General features: G+C 71.3%; 21 protein-coding genes. 10 read left to right on the forward strand and 11 right to left on the reverse strand.

Going from position 1 to position 21,282, the window contains the following annotated elements; genetic code table 11:
- Window positions 1-241: 241 nt before the first annotated feature.
- The 4 genes from pdxS to thrS form a co-directional block, all read right to left on the reverse strand.
- The gene (gene pdxS, locus ACGWYL_RS14750) at window positions 242-1,153 is read right to left on the reverse strand and encodes a pyridoxal 5'-phosphate synthase lyase subunit PdxS (protein ID WP_179424234.1); all 912 of its coding nucleotides are present in this window, start codon (window positions 1,151-1,153) and stop codon (window positions 242-244) included.
- A 62-nt stretch (window positions 1,154-1,215) separates the two neighbouring features.
- A complete protein-coding gene (gene pgsA / locus ACGWYL_RS14755; protein ID WP_179424233.1) occupies window positions 1,216-1,821 on the reverse strand; it encodes a phosphatidylinositol phosphate synthase in 606 nt (201 codons plus the stop codon).
- A complete protein-coding gene (locus tag ACGWYL_RS14760; RefSeq protein ID WP_269302405.1) occupies window positions 1,821-2,351 on the reverse strand; it encodes an HIT domain-containing protein in 531 nt (176 codons plus the stop codon). The genes pgsA and ACGWYL_RS14760 overlap by 1 nt, the downstream gene beginning before the upstream one ends.
- Complete coding sequence (gene thrS, locus ACGWYL_RS14765) at window positions 2,351-4,321, reverse strand: threonine--tRNA ligase (protein ID WP_395487563.1); 1,971 nt, start codon at window positions 4,319-4,321, stop codon at window positions 2,351-2,353. The genes ACGWYL_RS14760 and thrS overlap by 1 nt, the downstream gene beginning before the upstream one ends.
- 146 nt (window positions 4,322-4,467) lie before the next feature.
- Here thrS and ACGWYL_RS14770 point away from each other — a divergent pair, with 146 nt between their 5' ends.
- Complete coding sequence (locus ACGWYL_RS14770) at window positions 4,468-5,226, forward strand: hypothetical protein (protein ID WP_179424230.1); 759 nt, start codon at window positions 4,468-4,470, stop codon at window positions 5,224-5,226.
- 19 nt (window positions 5,227-5,245) lie between these two features.
- Here ACGWYL_RS14770 and ACGWYL_RS14775 read toward each other — a convergent pair whose 3' ends face one another.
- From ACGWYL_RS14775 to ACGWYL_RS14790, 4 genes are read right to left on the reverse strand one after another with little or no spacing between them, the layout of a single operon-like run.
- On the reverse strand, window positions 5,246-6,553 hold the full coding sequence (locus tag ACGWYL_RS14775) for a CdaR family transcriptional regulator (RefSeq protein WP_179424229.1): 1,308 nt from the start codon (window positions 6,551-6,553) through the stop codon (window positions 5,246-5,248).
- Complete coding sequence (locus ACGWYL_RS14780) at window positions 6,550-7,983, reverse strand: phytoene desaturase family protein (protein ID WP_395487564.1); 1,434 nt, start codon at window positions 7,981-7,983, stop codon at window positions 6,550-6,552. Before ACGWYL_RS14780 ends, ACGWYL_RS14775 begins: the two co-directional genes overlap by 4 nt.
- Window positions 7,980-9,773: a DUF3556 domain-containing protein gene (locus tag ACGWYL_RS14785; RefSeq protein ID WP_395487565.1), complete on the reverse strand. Its 1,794-nt coding sequence runs from the start codon at window positions 9,771-9,773 to the stop codon at window positions 7,980-7,982. The genes ACGWYL_RS14780 and ACGWYL_RS14785 overlap by 4 nt, the downstream gene beginning before the upstream one ends.
- Before the next feature lie 23 nt (window positions 9,774-9,796).
- Complete coding sequence (locus tag ACGWYL_RS14790; RefSeq protein ID WP_395487566.1) at window positions 9,797-11,260, reverse strand: class I adenylate-forming enzyme family protein; 1,464 nt, start codon at window positions 11,258-11,260, stop codon at window positions 9,797-9,799.
- Between the two features lie 252 nt (window positions 11,261-11,512).
- Here ACGWYL_RS14790 and ACGWYL_RS14795 point away from each other — a divergent pair, with 252 nt between their 5' ends.
- The 3 genes from ACGWYL_RS14795 to ACGWYL_RS14805 are packed head-to-tail and all read left to right on the forward strand — an operon-like array spanning window position 11,513 to window position 14,504.
- The gene (locus tag ACGWYL_RS14795) at window positions 11,513-12,289 is read left to right on the forward strand and encodes an MBL fold metallo-hydrolase (protein WP_179424225.1); all 777 of its coding nucleotides are present in this window, start codon (window positions 11,513-11,515) and stop codon (window positions 12,287-12,289) included.
- Window positions 12,286-14,331, forward strand: a complete 2,046-nt coding sequence (locus tag ACGWYL_RS14800) for an alkaline phosphatase family protein (protein WP_395487567.1) — start codon at window positions 12,286-12,288, stop codon at window positions 14,329-14,331. The genes ACGWYL_RS14795 and ACGWYL_RS14800 overlap by 4 nt, the downstream gene beginning before the upstream one ends.
- Window positions 14,328-14,504, forward strand: a complete 177-nt coding sequence (locus ACGWYL_RS14805; protein WP_179424223.1) for a hypothetical protein — start codon at window positions 14,328-14,330, stop codon at window positions 14,502-14,504. The genes ACGWYL_RS14800 and ACGWYL_RS14805 overlap by 4 nt, the downstream gene beginning before the upstream one ends.
- A 2-nt stretch (window positions 14,505-14,506) precedes the next feature.
- On the opposite strand, the gene ACGWYL_RS14810 is transcribed toward ACGWYL_RS14805, so the two are convergent.
- Window positions 14,507-15,511 (reverse strand): asparaginase, encoded by a 1,005-nt coding sequence (locus ACGWYL_RS14810; protein WP_179424222.1) that lies wholly within the window; start codon window positions 15,509-15,511, stop codon window positions 14,507-14,509.
- 50 nt (window positions 15,512-15,561) lie between these two features.
- On the opposite strand from ACGWYL_RS14810, the gene ACGWYL_RS14815 reads away from it, so the two are divergent.
- A complete protein-coding gene (locus ACGWYL_RS14815; RefSeq protein ID WP_179424221.1) occupies window positions 15,562-16,020 on the forward strand; it encodes an Rrf2 family transcriptional regulator in 459 nt (152 codons plus the stop codon).
- A 13-nt stretch (window positions 16,021-16,033) separates the two neighbouring features.
- On the opposite strand, the gene ACGWYL_RS14820 is transcribed toward ACGWYL_RS14815, so the two are convergent.
- A complete protein-coding gene (locus tag ACGWYL_RS14820; RefSeq protein ID WP_179424220.1) occupies window positions 16,034-16,219 on the reverse strand; it encodes a hypothetical protein in 186 nt (61 codons plus the stop codon).
- Between the two features lie 159 nt (window positions 16,220-16,378).
- Between ACGWYL_RS14820 and ACGWYL_RS14825 the strand changes: the two genes are divergently transcribed.
- The 5 genes from ACGWYL_RS14825 to ACGWYL_RS14845 are packed head-to-tail and all read left to right on the forward strand — an operon-like array spanning window position 16,379 to window position 20,687.
- Window positions 16,379-17,542: a PP2C family protein-serine/threonine phosphatase gene (locus ACGWYL_RS14825; protein WP_395487568.1), complete on the forward strand. Its 1,164-nt coding sequence runs from the start codon at window positions 16,379-16,381 to the stop codon at window positions 17,540-17,542.
- On the forward strand, window positions 17,539-19,494 hold the full coding sequence (locus tag ACGWYL_RS14830; RefSeq protein WP_269302457.1) for a glycosyltransferase family 2 protein: 1,956 nt from the start codon (window positions 17,539-17,541) through the stop codon (window positions 19,492-19,494). Before ACGWYL_RS14825 ends, ACGWYL_RS14830 begins: the two co-directional genes overlap by 4 nt.
- On the forward strand, window positions 19,494-19,826 hold the full coding sequence (locus tag ACGWYL_RS14835) for an STAS domain-containing protein (RefSeq protein ID WP_269302459.1): 333 nt from the start codon (window positions 19,494-19,496) through the stop codon (window positions 19,824-19,826). The genes ACGWYL_RS14830 and ACGWYL_RS14835 overlap by 1 nt, the downstream gene beginning before the upstream one ends.
- Entirely contained in the window at window positions 19,816-20,226 is a 411-nt protein-coding gene (locus ACGWYL_RS14840) for an ATP-binding protein (protein WP_395487569.1), read from the forward strand. Before ACGWYL_RS14835 ends, ACGWYL_RS14840 begins: the two co-directional genes overlap by 11 nt.
- A 53-nt stretch (window positions 20,227-20,279) precedes the next feature.
- On the forward strand, window positions 20,280-20,687 hold the full coding sequence (locus ACGWYL_RS14845) for a VOC family protein (protein WP_179424219.1): 408 nt from the start codon (window positions 20,280-20,282) through the stop codon (window positions 20,685-20,687).
- Here ACGWYL_RS14845 and ACGWYL_RS14850 read toward each other — a convergent pair.
- A complete protein-coding gene (locus ACGWYL_RS14850) occupies window positions 20,644-21,216 on the reverse strand; it encodes a TetR/AcrR family transcriptional regulator (RefSeq protein WP_395487570.1) in 573 nt (190 codons plus the stop codon). The genes ACGWYL_RS14845 and ACGWYL_RS14850 overlap by 44 nt on opposite strands.
- Window positions 21,217-21,282: the final 66 nt, after the last annotated feature.

Genomic DNA, 21,282 nt, shown 5'->3' on the forward strand with positions numbered 1-21,282 from the left:
CGATCACATCCGTAACTGGTGCATCTGTTGCACCTGCTACCACCATGTAACGACGAAATACCGGCACTCTGATGCCATTTAGCGAAGAAATAACGAAAATGAGTCACACGTCACGAACGATTCATGACTAGAGTCATGGTTCTTTGTGACCATGACATCGTCCTTTGTGACCAAGGACCCCCCTACGAACGAACGCCCCCGGTCGAAACCGGGGGCGTTCGCTCGTCAGCTGTGGTACGGGTCACCAGCCGCGGGTCTCCAGGCGGTGCGGCTCGGGGATCTCGTCGACGTTGATGCCGACCATGGCCTCGCCCAGGCCTCGCGAGACCTTGGCGATCACGTCGGGGTCGTCGTAGAAGGTCGTGGCCTTGACGATGGCCTCGGCGCGCTGCGCGGGGTTGCCCGACTTGAAGATGCCCGAGCCGACGAACACGCCCTCGGCGCCCAGCTGCATCATCATGGCCGCGTCGGCCGGGGTGGCGATGCCGCCCGCGGTGAACAGCACGACCGGCAGCTTGCCCGCCTCGGCCACCTCGGCGACGAGCTCGTAGGGGGCCTGGAGCTCCTTGGCCGCCACGAACAGCTCGTCCTTCGGCAGGCTCTGCAGACGCGCGATCTCGGCGCGAATCTTGCGCATGTGTCCCGTGGCGTTGGAGACGTCACCGGTGCCGGCCTCGCCCTTGGAGCGGATCATGGCCGCGCCCTCGGTGATCCGGCGCAGCGCCTCGCCCAGGTTGGTGGCACCGCACACGAACGGGACCGTGAAGGCCCACTTGTCGATGTGGTTGGCGTAGTCGGCCGGGGTCAGCACCTCGGACTCGTCGATGTAGTCCACGCCCAGGCTCTGCAACACCTGCGCCTCGGCGAAGTGACCGATGCGGGCCTTGGCCATGACGGGGATCGAGACGGCCTCGATGATGCCGTCGATGAGGTCGGGGTCGCTCATGCGGGCGACGCCGCCCTGGGAGCGGATGTCCGCGGGCACGCGCTCGAGCGCCATGACGGCGACGGCGCCGGCGTCCTCGGCGATCTTGGCCTGCTCGGCGTCGACGACGTCCATGATGACGCCGCCCTTCAGCATCTCGGCCATGCCGCGCTTGACCCGGGCGCTGCCGGTCGTGGACTGGTCGTTGCTGGGGATCTCGGTACTCACGGGTCAAGTCTACGAGGCCCGCTGATCGCTCCCGTCCCGGCCGGTCGTCGACGAGACGAGGGTCAGGCGGCGTCGGCCTGGCGCCTGACCATCGCCATGCGCTGGGCCACGGTGACCAGGCTCGCGGCGGCCAGCGCCCACAGCGTGACGTGCTGCAGGATCGGCAGGTCGAACAGGCCCGACAGGCCCGTCATCACCAGGATCGAGACCAGGCGGTCGGACCGCTCGGCGATGCCGCCCTTGGCCTCCATGCCGAGCGACTCGGCGCGGGCCCGGATGTACGACGTCAGCGCGCCCAGGACGAGGCAGGCCAGCGCGAGGCACAGGTAGACCTTGGAGTCGCCCTCCCACGCGTACCAGAGCGCGATGCCGCCGAAGACCGCCGCATCGCCGACGCGATCGAGCGTGGAGTCCAGGAACGCCCCGTACTTCGAGGAGCGGCCAAGCTTGCGGGCCATCGTGCCGTCGATGATGTCGCTGAACACGAAGGCGGTGATGAACAGCGTGCCCCAGAAGAAGATCCCCTGCGGGAAGAAGAACAGCGCTCCGAAGGACACGCCGATCGTGCCGACCCAGGTGACCATGTTCGGAGTGACGCCGATCCTGATCAGGCCGTCGGCGACCGGCGAGAACAGCCGGTTCCAGAAGGCGCGGAAGCGTTCGAGCATCAGGTCACCTGCTCACTGGTCGACTGCGGCCAGGCGGCGCGCAGGAGCTCGGCGGACTCGGCGATCGTCTGGGGCAGCGTCTTGGTGCGCCCGACGACGGTCATGAAGTTGGCGTCGCCACCCCACCGCGGCACGACGTGCTGGTGCAGGTGCTGCGAGATCGAGCCGCCGGCGGACGCCCCGAGGTTGAGGCCGACGTTGTAGCCGTGCGGCGAGCTGACCTCGCCGATCGCGCGGATCGCCTGCTGCGTCAGCAGCGTCAGCTCGGTGGACTCCTCGAGCGTGAGCTCGGTGAGGCCGGACTCGTGCCGGTTCGGCAGCACCATGAGGTGGCCCGGGTTGTACGGGTACAGGTTCATCGCCACGAAGCAGTGCTCGCCGCGCACGACGATGAGGTCGGTCTGGCGCTCCCCCGCGACCATCGCGCAGAACGGGCAGCCGTCGTCGTGGCCGGCGTCGGTCCCGGCCTCGCGGACGTAGGCCATCCGGTAGGGCGCCCACAGCCGCTCGAGGCCGTCCGGATCCGGCATCAGACCTGGACCCGGTCGCGCACCGCGGCCACGATCTTGGCGACCGCGTCGTCGAGCGAGACGCCGTTCTCCTGCTCTCCGTTGCGGAAGCGGAACGACACCGCACTGGCCTCGACGTCCTTGTCGCCGACCAGCACCATGAACGGCACCTTCTGCGTCTGGGCGTTGCGGATCTTCTTCTGCATGCGCTCGTCGGAGTCGTCGACCTCGAAGCGGATCCCCTCGGCGCGCAGCCGCACCGCGAGCCGCTCGAGGTACTCCACGTGGCGCTCGGCCACGGGGATGCCCACCGCCTGGACCGGGGCGAGCCACGGAGGGAACGCGCCGGCGTAGTGCTCGACCAGCACGCCCATGAACCGCTCGATCGAGCCGAACTTGGCCGAGTGGATCATGACCGGCTGCTGGCGCGAGCCGTCGGCGGCGACGTACTCGAGGTTGAAGCGGTCGGCCGACGGCTGGTTGAAGTCGTACTGCACCGTGCCCATCTGCCACGTGCGGCCGATCGCGTCGCGCGCCTGGACCGAGATCTTCGGGCCGTAGTATGCCGCGCCGCCCGGATCGGGCACGAGCTCGAGACCGGTCGCGGTGGCGACCTCCTCCAGCACCTTCGTCGCGGTCTCCCAGTCCTCGTCGGAGCCGATGAACTTGTCCTTCGAGGCGTCGCGGGTGGACAGCTCGAGGTAGTAGTCGTCCATGCCGAAGTCGTCGAGCAGGCTCAGCATGAAGTTCAGCAGGTGGGCCACCTCGGCGGGCGCCTGCTCGGGCGTGACGTAGGAGTGCGAGTCGTCCTGGGCGAAGCCGCGCACGCGGGTGAGGCCGTGGATGACGCCCGACTTCTCGTTGCGGTACACGTGGCCGAACTCGAACAGCCGCAGCGGCAGCTCGCGGTACGAACGCTGGCGCGACCGGTAGATGAGGTTGTGCATCGGGCAGTTCATCGCCTTGAGGCGGTAGTCGCCGCCGTCGACCTCGAGTGCCGGGAACATGCCCTCGCCGTAGTACGGCAGGTGGCCCGAGGTGTGGAACAGGCCCTCCTTGGCGATGTGCGGGGTGCCGACGTACTCGAAGCCCTCCTCGATGTGCCGGCGGCGGACGTAGTCCTCCATCTCACGCTTGATCACGCCACCGCGGGGGTGGAACACCGGCAGGCCCGAGCCGATCTCGTCGGGGAAGCTGTAGAGGTCGAGCTCGGTCCCCAGTCGACGGTGGTCGCGGCGTTGAGCCTCCTCGATGCGGTGCAGGTGCGCCTCGAGGTCCTCCTTGGTGGGCCACGCGGTGCCGTAGATGCGCTGCAGCTGCTTGTTCTTCTCGTCGCCGCGCCAGTAGGCGGCCGCCGAGCGCATGAGCGTGAAGGCCGGGATGCGCTTCGTGGTGGGCAGGTGCGGGCCGCGGCACAGGTCCTTCCACGCCAGCGAGCCGTCGCGCTTGAGGTTGTCGTAGATGCTCAGGCCGCCCTCGCCGACCTCGACGCTGGCGCCCTCCGCGGCATCGCTCGCGGAGGACTTGAGGCCGATCAGCTCGAGCTTGTACGGCTCGTCGGCCAGCTCCGTGCGGGCGTCGTCGTCGCTGATCTCGCGGCGGCTGAACTTCTGGCCCTCCTTGACGATCTTCCTCATCCGCGACTCGATCTTCTGGAGATCCTCGGGAGTGAAGGGCGTCTCGACGTCGAAGTCGTAGTAGAAGCCGTCGGCGATCGGCGGGCCGATGCCGAGCTTCGCGTCGGGGAAGAGCTCCTGCACGGCCTGCGCCATGACGTGGGCCGTGGAGTGGCGCAGCACGTCGAGGCCGTCGGGCGAGTCGATCGCGACGGGCTCGACGACGTCGCCGTCGGCCAGCTCGCGCGCGAGGTCGACCAGCGCGTCGCCCACCCGGGCGGCGATGACCTCGGGCTCGTCGGAGAACAGCTGCCACACCCGCGTCCCGGGATCGACCTGCTGCTGGGCTCCGTTGACGGTGACGGACAGGCTCATGAGATCCCCTCGGTGACTGGGCGGCCCCTACGGCTGGGCAGCGCTCTTGGCCTCACCCTACCGACGTCGTCGTTCTGCCCCGGCGACCGTCCCCGCTCGCGTACGCTGGGTGGACTTTGTCCCCGTTCTCGGAAAGGCGTCATCGCATGCGCCGCACCCTCCTCGGCCTCGTCGCCGCCGTCGCCGTCGCCGCGAGCACCACGCTCGTCGCCGCACCGGCCCAGGCCGCCGCCAAGCCGGTCACCATCAAGACGATCTCGAACAAGTCCATCGACTGGTACGGGACCGCGCTGGTGAAGCCGTCCTTCACGAAGGCCAAGAAGGTCAAGGTCCTCAAGAAGGCCATGACGATCCACCAGGGCGGGAAGGTGCTGCGCAAGAACCGCACCGCCGTGAAGCTCAAGCCCGGCACCTACCGCGTGACCACGAAGGTCACCTACAAGTACAAGGGCAAGAAGCGCGCCACCGTGAAGAAGCAGCGCCTCGTCGTCAAGCAGGGCCGCTGCGCCACCGTGCAGAACCTGCGCAGCCTCAAGGTCGACCCGGCCTTCTCCCCCGACGTGATCGGCGACAGCATCGCCAACACCGCCCGCAAGCTGCACTCGCGCGGCTCGGGCGAGTCGTACACGCCCGACAAGCTGATCGCGCAGCTCGAGGCGCTCAAGGTGCTGCTCGGTGACGAGATGCCCGAGATCGTCGTCCTGATCGACGAGGCCATCGCGGAGGTGAAGGCTCTGCAGGCCAAGGGCGTGACGGTCCTCGAGGACCGCACCTACCAGGGCTGCGGCAAGCAGGACATCGACGTGTACGCCACGTTCGCCAACGGCGAGCTGATCATGGCCGAGGACGACTCGGACCTCATGATGATGAGCGGCGCCCGCGCCGCGCTCGCCGCCGCGCGCTGAGCCGCGTCCCGGCCGGGGCTCAGCCCTGGCCGGGCCGGCGGTGGCCGTCCGGCTCCACGAGCAGCTCGTCGCCGAGCAGCCGGCAGGCCAGCAGCGCGAGCTCGAGGTCGACCCGACGGTCGCCCAGGCGGTCGTCGAGGTCGGCCGTGATCCGCTCGATGCGGTACTTCACCGTGTTCCGGTGTACCTGCAGCGCCTCGGCCGTCGCCTGGAAGTTCCGGTCGTGGTCGAGCCACGCACCGAGCGTGGCCCGTGCCCGGGCAGCCGCGGGCGAGACCTCGCCGAGCGGCCCCAGCACGTCGCGCACCCAGCGCTGCAGGCCTCCGGGCTGCTGCAGCAGCAGGGAGATCAGGGCGATGCCCCGGTCGCCGAACCCCACCACCTGGCCGATGCGGTCTCCGGCCGTGAGCGCCAGCTCGAACGTGTCGCGCGCCTGCGCGTGCGTGCGCCGGAAGCCGTCGATGCCCGGCTCGGGCAGGCCGACGGCGGCACCGAGATCCGGGAACTTCGCCAGCACCTCGGCCACCACGCGGTCGATCGGCTCGGCGTGACGCCCCCGGCCCATCCACAGCCAGCCGGTGGTGCGGTCGATGGCGGAGAACAACGGCGGCGTGCCGGTGCCGATCCGCGCGTCGAGCTCGCGGCTGATCCGCTCCATCGTGAGCAGCGCGTCGGTGATGCCGCCGGGATCGCGCGACCACAGCACGAGGCCGACGTGGTGCTGGTCCATCCGGTAGCCGGTCTCGGACTCGAAGTCGTGCACCGACGTGTCCACGCCGCGCAGCAGGCCCTGCAGCATCGCCGAGGCGACGTTGCCCGAGGTGGTCGCCCAGCGGCCCCGCTCGTCCTCGTAGCGATCCAGCAGGTGCAGGCAGATCCAGTCGATGTACTGGTAGACCGCGTCGGCGATGACGCGGACCGCCCGCAGGGTGTGGGCGCGGTCGGCGTCGACCTGCTCGAACTCCTGCAGCACCACGGTCATGAGGTACTCCTGGCCCAGCTGGTAGGCCCGCACGAGGGAGTACGACGGGACGCCGCGCTGCGCGAGCCGCAGCGCGTACTCGACGGCCGCGGTGGGCGCCTGGATCCGCTCCACCGGGATCGCGTTGATGAGCAGGTGGACGATCGTGTTGATGTTGCTGTCGACGCTGGCGTCCAGCAGGTCGATGAGCGGCTGGTCGAGGTCGAGGTCGCTGATCGACCGGATGTTGTCGGTGAGCACGCGGGTCAGGTAGGGCTGCTGCTCGGCGAGCCGCTGTCCCATCGTCGCCACGAGCCGTCGGACCTCGGCGGCGTCGGGTCCCGCCCCGGTCAGCGGCTGCGTCATGGCCCGATGGTCCCGGCGATGCCCGCGCGGCGCAAGGCCCTGCGGGCGGCGAGATGGCCGCACATCCCGTGGGCGCCCGCGCCCGGAGGGGTGGCCGCCGAGCACAGCCACGTGCCGGGGACGCCGGTGGCGTACGGGTCGAGCGCGACCCGCGGACGGAAGATCAGCTGCCGCGGCGTGTTCGCGCCGGTCACGATGTCGCCTCCCACGTAGTTCGCGTTGTCGCGGGTGATCTGCTCGGTGGAGCGCACCGACATGCCGACGACGCGCTCGCGCACGCCCGGCGCGAACCGCTCGATCTGGGCCAGGATCGCCTCGGTGGCGTCGCCGTCGTACCCGGACGGAACGTGCGCATAGGCGTCGATCGGGTGCACGTCCCCCGCGCGGCGGCCCGGGTCGGCCTGCGACTGCTGGCCCAGCAGGACGAAGGGCCGTTCGGGCATCCGGCCGCGCCAGACCTCGCGCTCAGCCGTGGCGATCTGCGCCATCGAGCCGCCCAGGTGGACCGTGCCCGCGGCACGCGTGGGCTCGTGGGTCCACGGGATCCCGCCCTCGACCGCGAGCGCGACCTGGAACGCGCCGGGTCCGTAGCGGTAGCGGCGGTAGGCCCGGGCCACGCGCGGCGGCAGGGCGTCCCCGAGGATGTCGGCGGCGGCTCCCGGCGTGGTGTCGAGCATGACGATGTCGGCGTGCGCGAGCTGGTCGCGGCCGGTCACGCGGACGCCCGTGGTGACCTTCCCGCCGTGCTCCGCCAGCAGCTGCTCCATGGCGCGCGAGATCGCCGCGGTGCCGCCCTCGGCGACGGGCCACCCGTAGCGGTGGGCCGCCGTGCCGAGGGCGACGCCGATCGCGGACGACAGCGGCGAGCCCAGCGGCCGGAACGCGTGGGCCGCGACGCCGGCGAACAGCGCCGCCGACTCCGGCGACCGCAGCATCCGGCCGAGCCACGTGGCCGGCAGCAGGCTGGCCACGCCGAAGCCGGCCAGGGCGATCGGGTGCCGCGGCACGTGGACCATCGGCTGGAGGAACTCGGTGGCGATCTTGTCGAACCGGTCGGACAGCGGGCCGAACAGCCTCCGGTAGGCCGCGCCGGACTCCCCCAGCGCCTGCGCCGTGCGGTCGACGTCGCGCCACACCGCAGCGCCGGAGCCGCCGTCGAGCGGGTGCGCGTACTGCACCTCGGGCCACCGCCAGGCCAGGCCCTCCGCCGCCAGGTCGAACGCTCGACTGAAGGCCGTGTCGACCGCGAGCGGGTGGAACCCCGAGCACTCGTCGTGCAGCACCCCGTCGACCGTGTAGTGGCCGCTGCGGGTGCCGCCGCCGATCTCGTCGGCGGCCTCGAGCACCTCGACCTCGACGCCGGCGGCGGCGAGGGTGAGGGCGGCAGCGAGCCCGTTCGGACCGCTGCCGACCACCACCGCCGTCGTCACGTCGTCACCTTCTCCTCACCGGACAGCTCCCCCGCCGGACGGTAGCCGGGCGCCTGCCACGTGACCGTGTGCTGGACGCCGTTCGGGATCCAGGGCTGCTCGGACACAGCATCGCGCACGTCGTACCACCCGCGCTCGACGACACCCAGGGCCGCGTCGATCACCTTGTACTGCACCTTCGTGGTGTGGATCGGCTGCGACTCGGTGAACGTGGTGACCCACTCGCCGGGCTCGAAGCCGCAGCGCTGCTGCACCGCCGCGATCGTGCGCTCGTCGAACAAGTGGCCGTCGCCGAACTGCCAGCCCAGCAGCACCGTGCAGACGACCTCGCCCTCACGGAGCCGGTAGTTCTCGAGGGCGTCGACGTGTCGCTGCATGAGTGCGAGCTGCACCCGGCCGTGGCTGTGCATGCTGCGGAACGCGACGCACTTCTGCAGGAAGACCTCGGCCACGTCGTAGCCGTACAGGGCGGCGAGCTGCTCGCGCTGGATCCTCATGCCCTTCACCAGACCCGCGTCGAGCTTGTCCTCGGCGCCGTTCATCCGGAACGCCATCGTGCCCGACGCCCAGTTGCCGGCGTACTGGCGCATGGAGATGAGGAACGAGACCCACTCGGGCTTGAGGTTGCCCAGGATCGGGCCGGTCAGGAAGCCGACCAGCACGGCCGCGAGCAGCCACGGGCTGGAGAAGTCGCCGATGCCGTAGCCGTCGCCGGCCATGAAACCGCCGAACAGGAACGGCGTCACGAAGATGAAGAAGATGTTCCACTCCAGCGGCACCGCGAGCGGGTAGGTGGAGTAGATGAACAGGTGGAACGCCATCATGCCGGCGATCGCGAGCCACGTGATCGTCGCGTTCGTCGAGAACAGCAGCACGAGCGGCAGCACGAGCTCCACGACGGTGCCGCCGATGTGCGCCCACCCGAACGCCATCCTCGTGGGCATGAGGTCCTCGTTCTCGACGTCGCGGTAGAGCGAGCGCTTGAACCGCTTCGAGGTCAGCCACGGGGTGTTGCTCATCATCGCCTGGACGACGAACGTCAGGTGGTGGCCGAACTTGGAGACGCCGGCGCCGAGCCAGATCGTGACCATCGCGATCTTGGCGACCAGCACCATGTCGACGTGCGAGGAAAGCGTGGCGAAGGCCAGCAGGCACAGCGCGTACTGCTCGGGACGCGAGGCCAGGAAGACGACCTTGTCGCGGAACGCCATGACCACGAGGCCCACGAAGTAGGCGACGAGCGGCCAGGACGCGATCATGCCGACCTCGGAGTAGGCCGCGTCGGTCTGCTGCCCGGGCAGGACCAGGGCGACGACGAGCATCGCCACGAGGGCCAGGTAGAGCGCGACGTCGAAGACGCTCCGGGCCGCGCCGCCCGTGCCGGGGATCGTGTCCCCGTAGGGCGGGCAGCGCAGGGTGCCGACCTTCGTCCAGTACTTCCAGCCGCCGGTGAACGGCCCGAACTTGAACGAGAGCGGTCCCCACGAGGCCGCGTGCCCCGTGATCTCCCACAGCACGATCCAGACCATCAGCTTCTGGTAGACGATCAGCTCGCCCCACCAGTCGCCGAGGGACAGCAAGCCCAGCCCGGGCGTGGTGAGCCCGACGACGAGCCAGCCGCCGACGATGAAGGCGATCGTCTTGACCAGGTAGATCGCGTGCATCTGCTTGGGCCCGCCGAAGCCGTAGTCGGCCCAGTGCACCGCGAGCAGCCTCATCCGGTCCATCACCGGCATCTGCTCGAACCGCTCCGGATCGACCGGTGGCATGTCCGCTGTCGTGAATCCCATGAACCTCGACCTTTCTCGATGTGTCAGGCGCTGCGCACGAGTCGGCGCAGGGTGGGCTTGTCGATCTTTCCGACCGGGTTCTTCGGCAGTGCCTCGACGACGTCGACGGCAGCCGGGACCTTCACCCGGGTGAGCTCGCGCCGGCAGTGCGCGAGGACGTCGTCCTCGGTCAGCACCGCGCCGGGGTAGGCGACGACGAACGCGACGGGAACCTCGCCCAGGACGTCGTCGTGGCGGCCGACGACCGCCACCTCGAGGACGCCCTCGATGCGCGCGATCGCGTTCTCGATCTCCTTGGGATACAGGTTCTCGCCGCCGCGGATGATCATGTCCTTGATCCGGTCGACGAGCTGGAGGTAGCCGTCCTCGTCGAGCCGGCCCACGTCGCCGGTGTGCAGCCAGCCGTCGACGACCGTCTCGGCGGTGGCCTCGGGCTTGTTCAGGTAGCCCTGCATGACGGTGGGGCCGGCGATGAGGACCTCGCCGGTCTCGCCCGGGGGCAGGTGCTCGCCGTCCGGTCCAGCGATGGCGATGCGCTGGCCCGGGAGCGCCGGGCCGACGGTGCCGAGCTTGCGCACGGCGTCGGGGCCGACCGGGTTGCAGGCCGAGGCGCACGTGCCCTCGGTCAGGCCGTAGCCCTCGACCATCACGAAGCCGAACCGACGCTCGCAGGCCGCCAGCAGCTCCTGCGACACCGGCGCCGCGCCGCACACGACGAACCGCAGCGACGACGTGTCGGGACGGACCTCCTCGGGCAACGCCGCGAGCAGCGCGTAGATCGTCGGCACGGCCGAGAAGTAGGTGGGGCGCAGCCGCTCGACCTCGCCGAAGAACGTCTGGGGGCTGAAGCGCCCGATGATCGTCAGCCGGCCGCCGACCCGCAGCGGCGCGAGCAGGGAGACCATGACCGCGTTGACGTGGAACAGCGGCAGGATCAGCATGCAGTGGTCGTCCGCCGTCAGCTCCATGTGCCGCGCCATGGTCGCCGACATCGCGTCGACGTTCGCGTGGCTCAGCATGACGCCCTTCGGCCGGCCGGTGGAGCCGCTCGTGTAGACCAGCAGCGCCAGGTCGTCGGGCGAGACATCGACCGGGGCGGCGCCCGTGGGGGTGGCCGTGGCGAGGGAAGCCACGGTGAGGGGTCGGGCGCCGCCGGTCGGTGCGTCGTCGCTCTCGACGACGATCAGGGTCGCTCCGGAGTCGGCGACCTGGTGCGTGGCCTCGACCTCGGTGAACGCGGGGTTGACCGGCGTGGCCGTCCCGCCGAGCCGCCACGCGGCGAACAGGCAGACCACCAGCTCGACGCGGTTCGGCAGCATCACGGCCAGGACGTCGCCGCGTCCGAACCCCTCGGCGGCCAGACGTCCCGCCACGGCGGACGCCCGGGCGTCGAGCTCGGCGAACGTCAGGGCCGTCCGGTCGTCGGCGACGGCCGGTGCGTCGCCGTGCTGCTGGGCGAGTGCTTCGCTGAGATACGGCAGGGTCATCGCGTCGTTCCTCCGGTCCGGATGTGTGATGTGGGCCACAGTTCCGGACGGTAGGCCAGTCGCGCATGCCGCAAACAGGCGCGTTTCGGCAGAACTTCGGGGCGCGAATTGTGCACGGCGGACAAACCAGGGTGCGACACCCCAGCCTCTTGTCACTCGTGCACAAGTTGGCGGCCCGGCTTGTCACTTCGGTCCATCGCGCCGTCGCGACCCGCCGGCGGTCCACACTGACGTCATGGAGGACCGGACGCCATGACGGCGGTGACCTGGTGGGGGCACTCGTTCGCCACGGTCGAGCTGCCCGGAGCGACCGTCGTGACCGACCCGCTCATGGTGCGCCGCCTGTTCCACGTGCGGCGCGCCTCGCCCCCGCCGCCGTCGGCGGCGACCCGCGCCGACCTCGTCCTGGTCTCCCACCTGCACCACGACCACCTGCACGTGCCGACGCTGCGGCGGTTCGACGACACCGTCCCGATCGTCGTCCCGCGCGGGGCGGTGCCCGCCGTGCGACCGCTCGAGCGGCTCGTCACGATCGAGGTGTCCCCCGGCGACCGTCTCCAGGTCGCGGGCGTCGACATCGAGGTCCTCCCCGCCCGCCACGACGGCCGGCGCGACAAGCGACCCGGTGCGGCCGAGGCGCCATCGGTCGGCTACCGGTTCGGTCGCGACGGCACGACGTGCTGGTACCCCGGCGACACCGGGGTGATGGACTTCCGCGCCGTCCGCCCCGTGGACCTCGCGCTCGTGCCGATCGGCGGCTGGGGCCCGTCCCTCGGCCACGGCCACCTCGACCCCGTGCAGGCCGTCGAGGCCGTGCGGCAGGTCGGCGCGCGCTGGATCGTGCCGGTCCACCACGGCACCTACTGGCCCGTGGTGCTGCGGTCCTCGGGGCCGACACACGAGGAGTGGTTCACCCGGCCGGCCGGCCGCTTCCTCGAGGCCGCCGCCGAGGCCGGCCTGGCCGACCACGTGGTGGCGCCGCCGATGGGCGTCCGGACGCCCCTGCCGCGTGGGACGATGCCGATGTGAGCCAGATCGCACCCGTCGGCTGGGCCGAGGAGCGCGTCGTCGCCGTCCGGCGCTCTCGGTGGGTGCCGCGCGTCGCCGACGTGATGCAGGCGCTGTGGACGGTCCTCGTCACCACCGCCGCGGTCACCCTCGGCCTGTGGTCCGTCGGCGAGACCGTCGACGACAAGGTGCAGCTGATCGTCTTCGTGATCGTCGCGATGTTCCTCGTCGACGTCGTCCTCGCCGGTCCGCTGCGGCTGCTGGCCTCGCGTGGCAGCGTGCTGCTGGCGATGGCGCTCGGCCTCGGCGCGCAGGTGGTCGTGCTGGGTACGGCGATCAGCCTCGGCGCCCGGGCCGACCTCGACGTCGGCGAGACGCTCGTCGTCCTGCTCGTCGCGTCGGCGGTCATGGCCGTCGGACGCTGGTTCTCCGGCGCGACCGACAGCGGCTACGTCGTCGGCGCCGCGACGGCGCGCACCGCGCGTGCCCTCGGGCGGGCGCGGTCCGACCCCGGCGGCCGCGGCGTGCTGGTCGTCCAGCTCGACGGACTGGCCCTGCCCGTGCTGCGCCGCGCGATCGCCGGCGGGCAGGCGCCCAACATCGCCCGCTGGATCGGCTCGAGCCACGCGCTGACGGGCTGGTGGGCCACGATCCCCTGCACCACGCCGGCCAGCATGGCGGGCTTCCTGCACGGCAGCCCCGACGTGCCCGCGTTCCGCTGGTGGGACCGGCGCTCGGGTCGTCTGCTCGCTGCGGGCAACCCGGCCGATTCGCGCTTGGTCGAGTCGCGGTTCCCGCCCGACTCGGGCCTGCTGCGCGACGGGAGCGCCATCAGCACGACCTACACGGGCGGCTCGTCGCGCGCGTACCTGACGATCAGCAAGGCCACCCGCGTCCGCGACCTGGGGTCCGGCTCCACGTATCTCGCGTTCTTCATCCGGCCCTTCCTGCTGCCCGGGGCGATCGTCATGACCGTCGGCGAGGTGCTCAAGGAGCTGTACCAGGGGTACCGCCAGCGCGCTCGCGACGTGCAGCCGCGCATCCCCCGCAAGGGCGGCTACGTCGTGCTGCGCGGTGTGACGAACGTGCTGCTGCGCAAGCTCAACCTGTCGCTCGTCGCCGAGGAGATGGCGCACGGCTCGCCGCTGATCTTTGTGGACTTCGTGGACTACGACGAGATCGCCCACCACGCCGGTCCCGAGCGCCCCGAGTCGATGCGCGCGATCGAGGGCCTCGACGGGGTCCTCGGTGCGCTCGAGGGCGTGGCGCGCACGGTGGCGACGCGGTACGACCTCGTCCTGGTCTCGGACCACGGCCAGAGCCTGGGCGCCCCGTTCTCCGACCTCGCCGGCGTCTCGTTCCCCGAGCACGTGGCGGCGCTGATGCGCACCGACCAGTCCGACGCGTCGCTGCTCACCACCACCGAGGGTGGCGAGGAGCGTGGTCCCGTCAACGCCCTGGTCTCCAGCGTCGTCGGCGAGGGCCAGCGACGCCCCGAGAAGGTCGTGGCCGACTCCGAGGATCCCGAGGTCGTCGTCACCGGCGGTGGCAACCTCGGCATGGTGTGGTTCCCCCGCCTGGCGGAGCGGCCCGCGCTGTCGCAGGTCGACGGCACGTGGCCGAACCTCGTGCCGGGCCTGTTGGCCAGTCCGGGCGTCGGACTCGTGATGGGCACCGACGACACGGGCGAGCCGATCGTGTTCGGGCCCGCAGGCGCACGCGCGCTCGGCGCGGACGGCACGGTGACGGGCGAGGACCCGCTGCGGGCCTACCCCTCGCGTACCGCGGCCGACCTCGCCCGGCTGCACGGCCTGCAGGACTGCGGCGACCTCGTCGTGATCTCCACGGTGGACGAGCTCGGCGGCATCCACGCGTTCGAGGGGCAGGTCGGCTCGCACGGCGGCATCGGCGGTCCGCAGAACCACGCGGTGCTCGTGCACCCGCGCGGCTGGAAGGTCGACCCCGACCTGACCGAGCCCGTGCCCGAGCTCGGCGACTCCCCCGTGCTGGTGGGCGCGTGGAGCGTGCACCGCCAGCTCCGCACGTGGGCGGGACTCCCGTGAGCGACGCGATCGCGCGGCTCGAGCGCTGGGTCGCCCACGGCGGCACGTGCCAGCTCGTCGAGCTCGGCGCCGAGGCCGACGTCGTCCTGTGCCGTTGCGACGGAGGCGAGGAGGTCGAGCGCTTCCGGACCAGCGACCCCGTCGTCATCGACTGGGTGCGCGAACAGCCCTGAGGTCAGAACGCGGCGCGGATCGCGCCGACGGGGCGCCCGGCGCCCAGCACGTCACGCTCGCGCAGCGACGCGACGGCCTCGTGGTCCACGCCGTCCCCGTCGAACGCGCCCAGCGCGTCGAGGGCCGTGACGAGGACGGGAGCCAGGGGACGCTCGCCGCCGTCGAGCACCTTGAACGCCACGGCGCGGCCGTCGGGCAGGCCCGCGGCGAAGATCCCGTCAGCGCCGTCCTTGGCGACCAGCCCGGGGACCGCGCGCATGAGCGTGGTGGTGGGCCGCTGACCGCCGGCGACCATGTCGGGATGGGCCGCCATGGCGCGCGCGACGCGAGCCTCGGCGGACTCCGGATCGCTCGTCGGAGCGGCCGCCACGCGGGCGAATCCCCGCGCGAGGCCCGTGACCGTCGTGGCGAACAGCGGCGCTCCGCAGCCGTCGACCGTCTCGGTCGTGACGGGCACGCCCGTGAGCTCGCCGACGGTCTCGCGGATCGCCCGCTGGAGCGGGTGGTCGGGCTGCAGGTAGGTCTCGGTGTCCCAGCCCGCGGTGACGCAGGTCAGCAGCATCGCCGCGTGCTTGCCCGAGCAGTTCTGGCTGATCCGCTCGGGACCCTGCCCGGCGGCGAGCCAGTCGCGCATCGCGGTGGATCCCCACGGCAGGTCGGGCGTGTTGCGCAGGGCCCCCTCGTCGAGGCCCGCGCAGGCCAGGATCGCGAGCGCGCCGGCGACGTGGTCGGGCTCGCCGTTGTGGCTGGCGGCGGCGAGCGCCATCAGCCGATCGGGTAGGTCGAGCCCGTGACGCACCATCGCGACCGCCTGGAACGGCTTGACGCTGGACCGCGGCCACATCGTCACGCCCGGGTCGCCGAGCTCCAGCACCGGCTCGCCGTCGGCGCCGAGCGCCACGAGATGGCCCAGGTGCACCGACTCGACGAGCTCGCCGCGCACCACGTGCGCGAGCGGGGCGGCGGTGAGGGTCGAGACGTCGTTCGGGGAGTCGGCGCGGGTCACTCTCGGAGGATAGTCACGCCACCGGCGACCCGCTTTGGGACACTGGTCGGGTGAGAGTCTCGACGAAGGCCGACTACGCGCTGCGCGCGCTGATCGAGCTGGCGGCCGAGCCGGGCGACAAGCCGGTGACCGCCGACGAGCTCGGACGACGCCAGGACATCCCCCACGGGTTCCTCCAGTCGATCCTCGGCGACCTGCGCAAGGCCGGCGTCCTCATCGCCCAGCGCGGCCAGTCCGGCGGCTGGAGGCTCGCCCGACCCGCCTACGCCGTGACGATCGCCGACGTCATTCGCGCGGTCGACGGCCCGATCGTCTCGATCTACGGCCTCCGTCCCGAGGCGGTCACGTACAACGGTCGCGCCGAGAGCCTCAAGCCCGTGTGGATCGCCGCGCGCGACGCCCTGCGCGAGGTGCTGGAGACGGTCACGATCGAGCAGCTCGCCGAGGGCAACCTGCCGTCGTCCGTGCTCAAGCGCACCGAGCACACGGAGGCGTGGCAGTCGCGCTGATCACCGCCGGCCGTCAGCGCGCGAGCGCCGCGAAGGCGTCGTAGATCATGTACGCCGGCCAGAACAGGCCCTGGAAGATCGCGTATGCGTGCTCCCAGAACCCCTCGGCCTCGGTCCAGAACCACACCCAGGCCCCGAAGATCCCGAGGCCGTAGATCGCTCCACCGCCGGCCGCCGCGCCGGCTCCGCCGTCCGCCATGTCACGCCTCCCGTGATTGCAGGGCAGGATGCCCTCCTTCACTGTCCCGAACGGTGGGGTCCACCGGCAACGAGGCGTGTCGCCGCGAGGCCATCGGGGCTGATGGTGCCTACGATGTTCGGAACAGGCCCCGCCGGGGCCTCGACGAAGGCTGATCTCGTGGATGCATCTCGGGAGCGCGCCAGGGTGAGCGCGCTGCGCGACCTGAACGTGCTGGACACACCCGCCGAGGAGCGGTTCGACCAGGTCGTGCGCCTCGCGCAGCGGCTGTTCGACGTGCCGAAGGTGGCGGTGAACCTGGTCGACGACCGGCGCCAGTTCACGAAGGCGGCCGTCGGGTTCGACCTCGGCGACACGCCGCTCGACGAGTCCTTCTGCTCGCGCGCGGTCGCCGACCCGAATCCGCTGGTCGTCCGCGACGCCCGCCTCGACCATCGCTTCGCCCAGCATCCCGGCGTCGAGGCCGGCGACATCCGCTTCTACGTCGGCCAGCCGCTCGCGGCACCGGGCGGCGAGCTCGTCGGTGCCCTGTGCCTCGTGGACGACCATCCCCGCGACCTGTCGCCCACCGAGCTGGACCTGCTGGGCGACCTCGGTCGCTGGGTCGAGCGCGAGCTGGCGATGGACGCCGACGAGGTGCAGGCCCGCGAGGTCCAGCGCCGGCTGCTGCCGTACCGGCCGCTCGAGGTCCCCGGTTACGAGATCGCCGGCTGCTGCGTCCCCGCGCGACTCGTCGGCGGCGACTACTACGACTGGAGCCTGGTGGACGACTCCTTCCAGTTCGTCGTGGCCGACGTCATGGGCAAGGGCATGACCTCGGCCGTCCTCGCCGCCGGCATCCGCTCGATGATGCGGGTGGCCTCGCCGTTCAACCCGCTGGCCGAGGCCGTGCGCCGCACCGCCGTGGGGATGACCGAGGACTTCACCGAGACCTCTACGTTCGCGACGCTGTTCGCCTGCCGGATCACGCCCGGGACCGGTGCCCTGGAATACGTCGACGCGGGCCACGGCCTCACGCTGATCGTGCCGCCGGAGGGCCCGGCGCGCCGGCTGGAGTCCACCGATCTCCCGCTCGGCGCGCTCCCCGACGACACGTGGGCCGCCCGCGCCGAGCGTCTCGAGCCCGGCGAGACCCTGCTGCTGGTCAGCGACGGCGTCCTGGACATCTATCCCGAGGAGGACGCCGTGGTCGCCGTGGCGACCGACCTCGTCCGCACCGTCGAGCGGCCCGCCGAGGTGATCGGGCGGATCGAGCACTACGCCCGCACGCACGAGCTCGCGGACGACCTCACCGCGGTCGCGATCAGGAGGCTGCCCTCGTGAGGCGCCAGCTGCTGGTCCGCATCCTCGTCGTGCTGACCCTCCTCACCGGCACGTCGTACGTCGTGTGGCGGTGGGGCTGGTCGGTCAACTGGGACAACTGGTGGATCGCCGTGCCGCTCGTGATGGCCGAGACGTACGCACTGGTCGACTCGTTCCTCTTCGGCCTGACGATGTGGCGCATCAAGGTGCGCGGGGAGGCCCCTCCTCCTCCGGAGGGCGCGACCGTCGACGTGTTCATCACGACGTACGACGAGCCGATCGAGATGGTGATGGAGACCGCCCGTGGCGCGCAGAACATCACGTTCCCGCATCGCACATGGATCCTCGACGACGGCAGCCGTGCCGACCTCGCCGCCGCCGCGGCCGAGCTCGGCATCGGCTACCTGACCCGCACGGACGACTGGACCGACCGTCCCCGGCACGCCAAGGCCGGCAACCTCAACAACGCGCTGTTCGCCACCGACGGCGAGTTCATGCTGATCCTCGACGCCGACCAGGTGCCCGATCCGGCGATCCTCGACCGCACCCTCGGCTGGTTCCGCGATCCCGCGGTGGCGCTCGTGCAGACGCCCCAGTGGTTCACGAACGTCACCGACTCCGATCCCCTCGGCAGTCAGGCGCCGCTGTTCTACGGTCCGATCCAGCAGGGCAAGGACGGCTGGAACGCCGCCTTCTTCTGCGGGTCGAACGCGGTGCTGCGACGCGAGGCCCTCATGCAGCTGGGCATCGTCGGCTACGTCCGCGAGGTCGAGACGGCCGTCGACTCCGCCCTGCGGGCCTCGCAGCGGATCCTCGCGAAGGCCGCGCGGGCGACGCGGACCCAGCACCCCGACGTCGCGGCCGGCCTCGAGGGCCTGCGCGCCGTCGCCCAGCGGGCATCGCGCGACCTGCGTGCGGGCGCGCCCGTCTCGGAGGTGACCTTCGCGTTCCAGCAGGAGGTCGACCGGGTCAGCCGCAGCGCCGTCGACCGCGACCTGGCCGCCATGCGCGAGGACCTGGCCGTCATCGCGCGCTACTCCCCCGTCGACCTCGACGACGAGATCGGCACCCTCGTCGTCGACGAGCAGGCGCTCGACCGGCTCTCCGACCGCGAGTGGTCGCCGATCGGCGCGCTCGAGTCCGTCGCCGCGCTGATCCGCGCGGTGGACGTCGACCGTCAGGACGAGGCGCAGCCGATGATGCCGCTGGCCACCGTCTCGGTCACCGAGGACATGGCCACGTGCATGCGGCTGCACTCGCTGGGCTGGAAATCGGTCTACCACCACGAGATCCTCGCCCACGGCCTCGCTCCCGAGGACCTGCGCACGATGCTCCAGCAGCGCCTGCGCTGGGCCCAGGGCACGCTGCAGGTCCTGCTGCGCGAGAACCCGCTCGTGCAGAAAGGGCTCTCGGCGGCCCAGCGCCTCATGTACTTCGGCACGATGTGGAGCTACCTGTCGGGCTTCGCCGCGGTGATCTTCATGGCCGCGCCGGTGTTCTACCTGTGCTTCGGCGTGCTGCCCGTGCACGCGTACGGGATGGAGTTCCTGGCCCGCTTCCTGCCCTACGTGATCCTCAACCAGCTGCTCTTCTTCGTCGTCGGGTACGGCGTGAAGACATGGCGCGGCCACCAGTACAGCCTCGCCCTCTTCCCCCTGTGGATCCGGGCGTGCACCACGGCCGCCGCGAACGTCTTCCTGAACCGACCGCTCGGCTTCGTCGTGACCCCCAAGACCCGCCAGGCCGGCGGCGGCTTCCCGTGGCGGCTCATCTGGCCACAGATCGTGGCCACCGTCGTGCTCGTCGGTGCGTGCGTGATCGGCGTCGTGCGACTGTGGACCGGCGCCGCCGACAGCGTGATCGGCACCGCGGTCAACGTGGTGTGGGTGGCGTACGACCTGCTGGTGCTGAGCATCATCTACAAGGCGGCGCTGTTCCGCCCCGACGAACCCGCCGAGGAACTGGAGTCCTGATGCAGATCGAGAAGACCCTCACCGACGACGTCGCCGTCCTGCGCTGCGAGGGACGCCTGACGATGGTCGCGGCTCCGCACCTGCGCACCGCCGTGGAGGAGAGCATCGCCACGGGCGGCCGGCGGATCGTCGTCGACCTCTCCGCCACGACGTTCGTGGACTCGTCCGGGCTCGGTGCGCTCGTGAACGGGCTCAAGTCGGCGCGCGTCGCCGGCGGCGACCTGCGCATCGCCGGGGCGCCCGAGCAGGCCCTCGCGGCGCTGCGCCTGACGAACCTCGACCGGGTGCTGCGCCCCTTCGCCGACGTCGACGAGGCGCGCCGTGAGTGGTGACGCGGACGGCGACCTCTCGCTGCGCGGGTGGGCCGTCCCCGACGGTCTCGAGGAGCTGCACGACCTCTTCGAGCGCGCCCGCAGCGCGCACTCCGAGGTGGAGGGCGCGGCGTTCATGATGCTCGAGACGGCCGTCATCGAGATCGCCGGCAACGTCGTCGAGCACGGCCGCCCGTCGGGTCGCGTGCAGTGGTCGTTCGAGCTGCGGGTCCTGCCCGAGGTGCTCGAGGGCGTACTGTCCGACGACGGGCAGGAGTACGAGGGCGACCTCAGCACCGTGATGCCCGACCTCATGTCCGAGTCCGGTCGCGGACTCGCGCTCGCGTGGGCGGCGCTCGACTCCCTCGACTACGCCCGGGAGGGCGACCACAACGTCTGGACGATGCGGAGGGACCGCTGATCTCCTCCCAGCGGGATCGACGACCAAGGCAGCCCGAAGGCGATACTCGACCCATGCCGGAAACCATCCCGATCCTGCCCAGCGCGGACTTCGACACCACCGCGACGTTCTGGCGTGACCTCGGCTTCGTCGAGCGGGGCCGGTGGGACGAGTACCTCGTCCTGCGTCACGAGGACCTCGGGATCGAGCTGCACTTCTGGCGCGACCTCGCCGTGGACCGGTGGACGAACGACGTGGCCTGCTACGTCCGCTTCGCCGATCCGGACGCCGCTCGGGCCTGTCACGCGGCCTGGAGCGGGGTGGAGGTGACCGCCCCGTCGGTCCTGAGCGAGCCACGGAACGAGCCGTGGGGAGCCACGGAGTTCCACGTCATCGATCCACACGGGAACCTCGTGCGGCTCGGCGGCTTCCCTCCGGTCAGCCCAGGAGACGAGCCGCCAGCTCGCGCGCCGAGCGCATGAGGCGCGCGTCGCCGTCGATCCCGCGCTGCGCGACGCCGCCCTCCAGGAGCAGGAACAGGTGCTCGGCCGTCGCGGCCGCGTCGAGGTCCGGCCGATCGGCCCGCACGAGCTCCTCCAGGCGCACCCGCACCGCGTGCTTGTGCGCACGGATCACGGCGTGCGCCGGGTGGCCCGCCGGCAGCTCGCCCGCGGCGTTGAGGAACGCACACCCTCGCTCGACCGACGGCGCGTCCTGCGCGTAAGCGTCGAAGACCGCCAGGGCGCGCGGTTCCGGTGCCTCCGCCAGTCGCTCGTCGAGACGTGCCCACCACGCGGCATGCCGGGCGCGCAGGTACGTGGCCACGAGCACGTCCTTGGAGCCGAACCGGTCGTAGAGCGTGCGCTTGGTGACACCCGACGCGTCGGCGATCGTGTCGACCCCCACGGCGTGGATCCCGTGGAGGTAGAAGAGCTCGGCGGCCGCGTCGAGGATGCGCCCGGCCGCGGGCGTGAGGTCGGGCAGGACCAGCTCGCCCTCGTCGGTGGTCATCGCGTCCATCCTCGCTCCCCTGCTGTTCACCGATCAGTGTAGTAGCGTCGAGACGTATTCACAGAT

Source organism: Aeromicrobium sp. JJY06 (assembly GCF_044069275.1).
In the GTDB taxonomy this organism is placed as follows: domain Bacteria; phylum Actinomycetota; class Actinomycetes; order Propionibacteriales; family Nocardioidaceae; genus Aeromicrobium; species Aeromicrobium tamlense.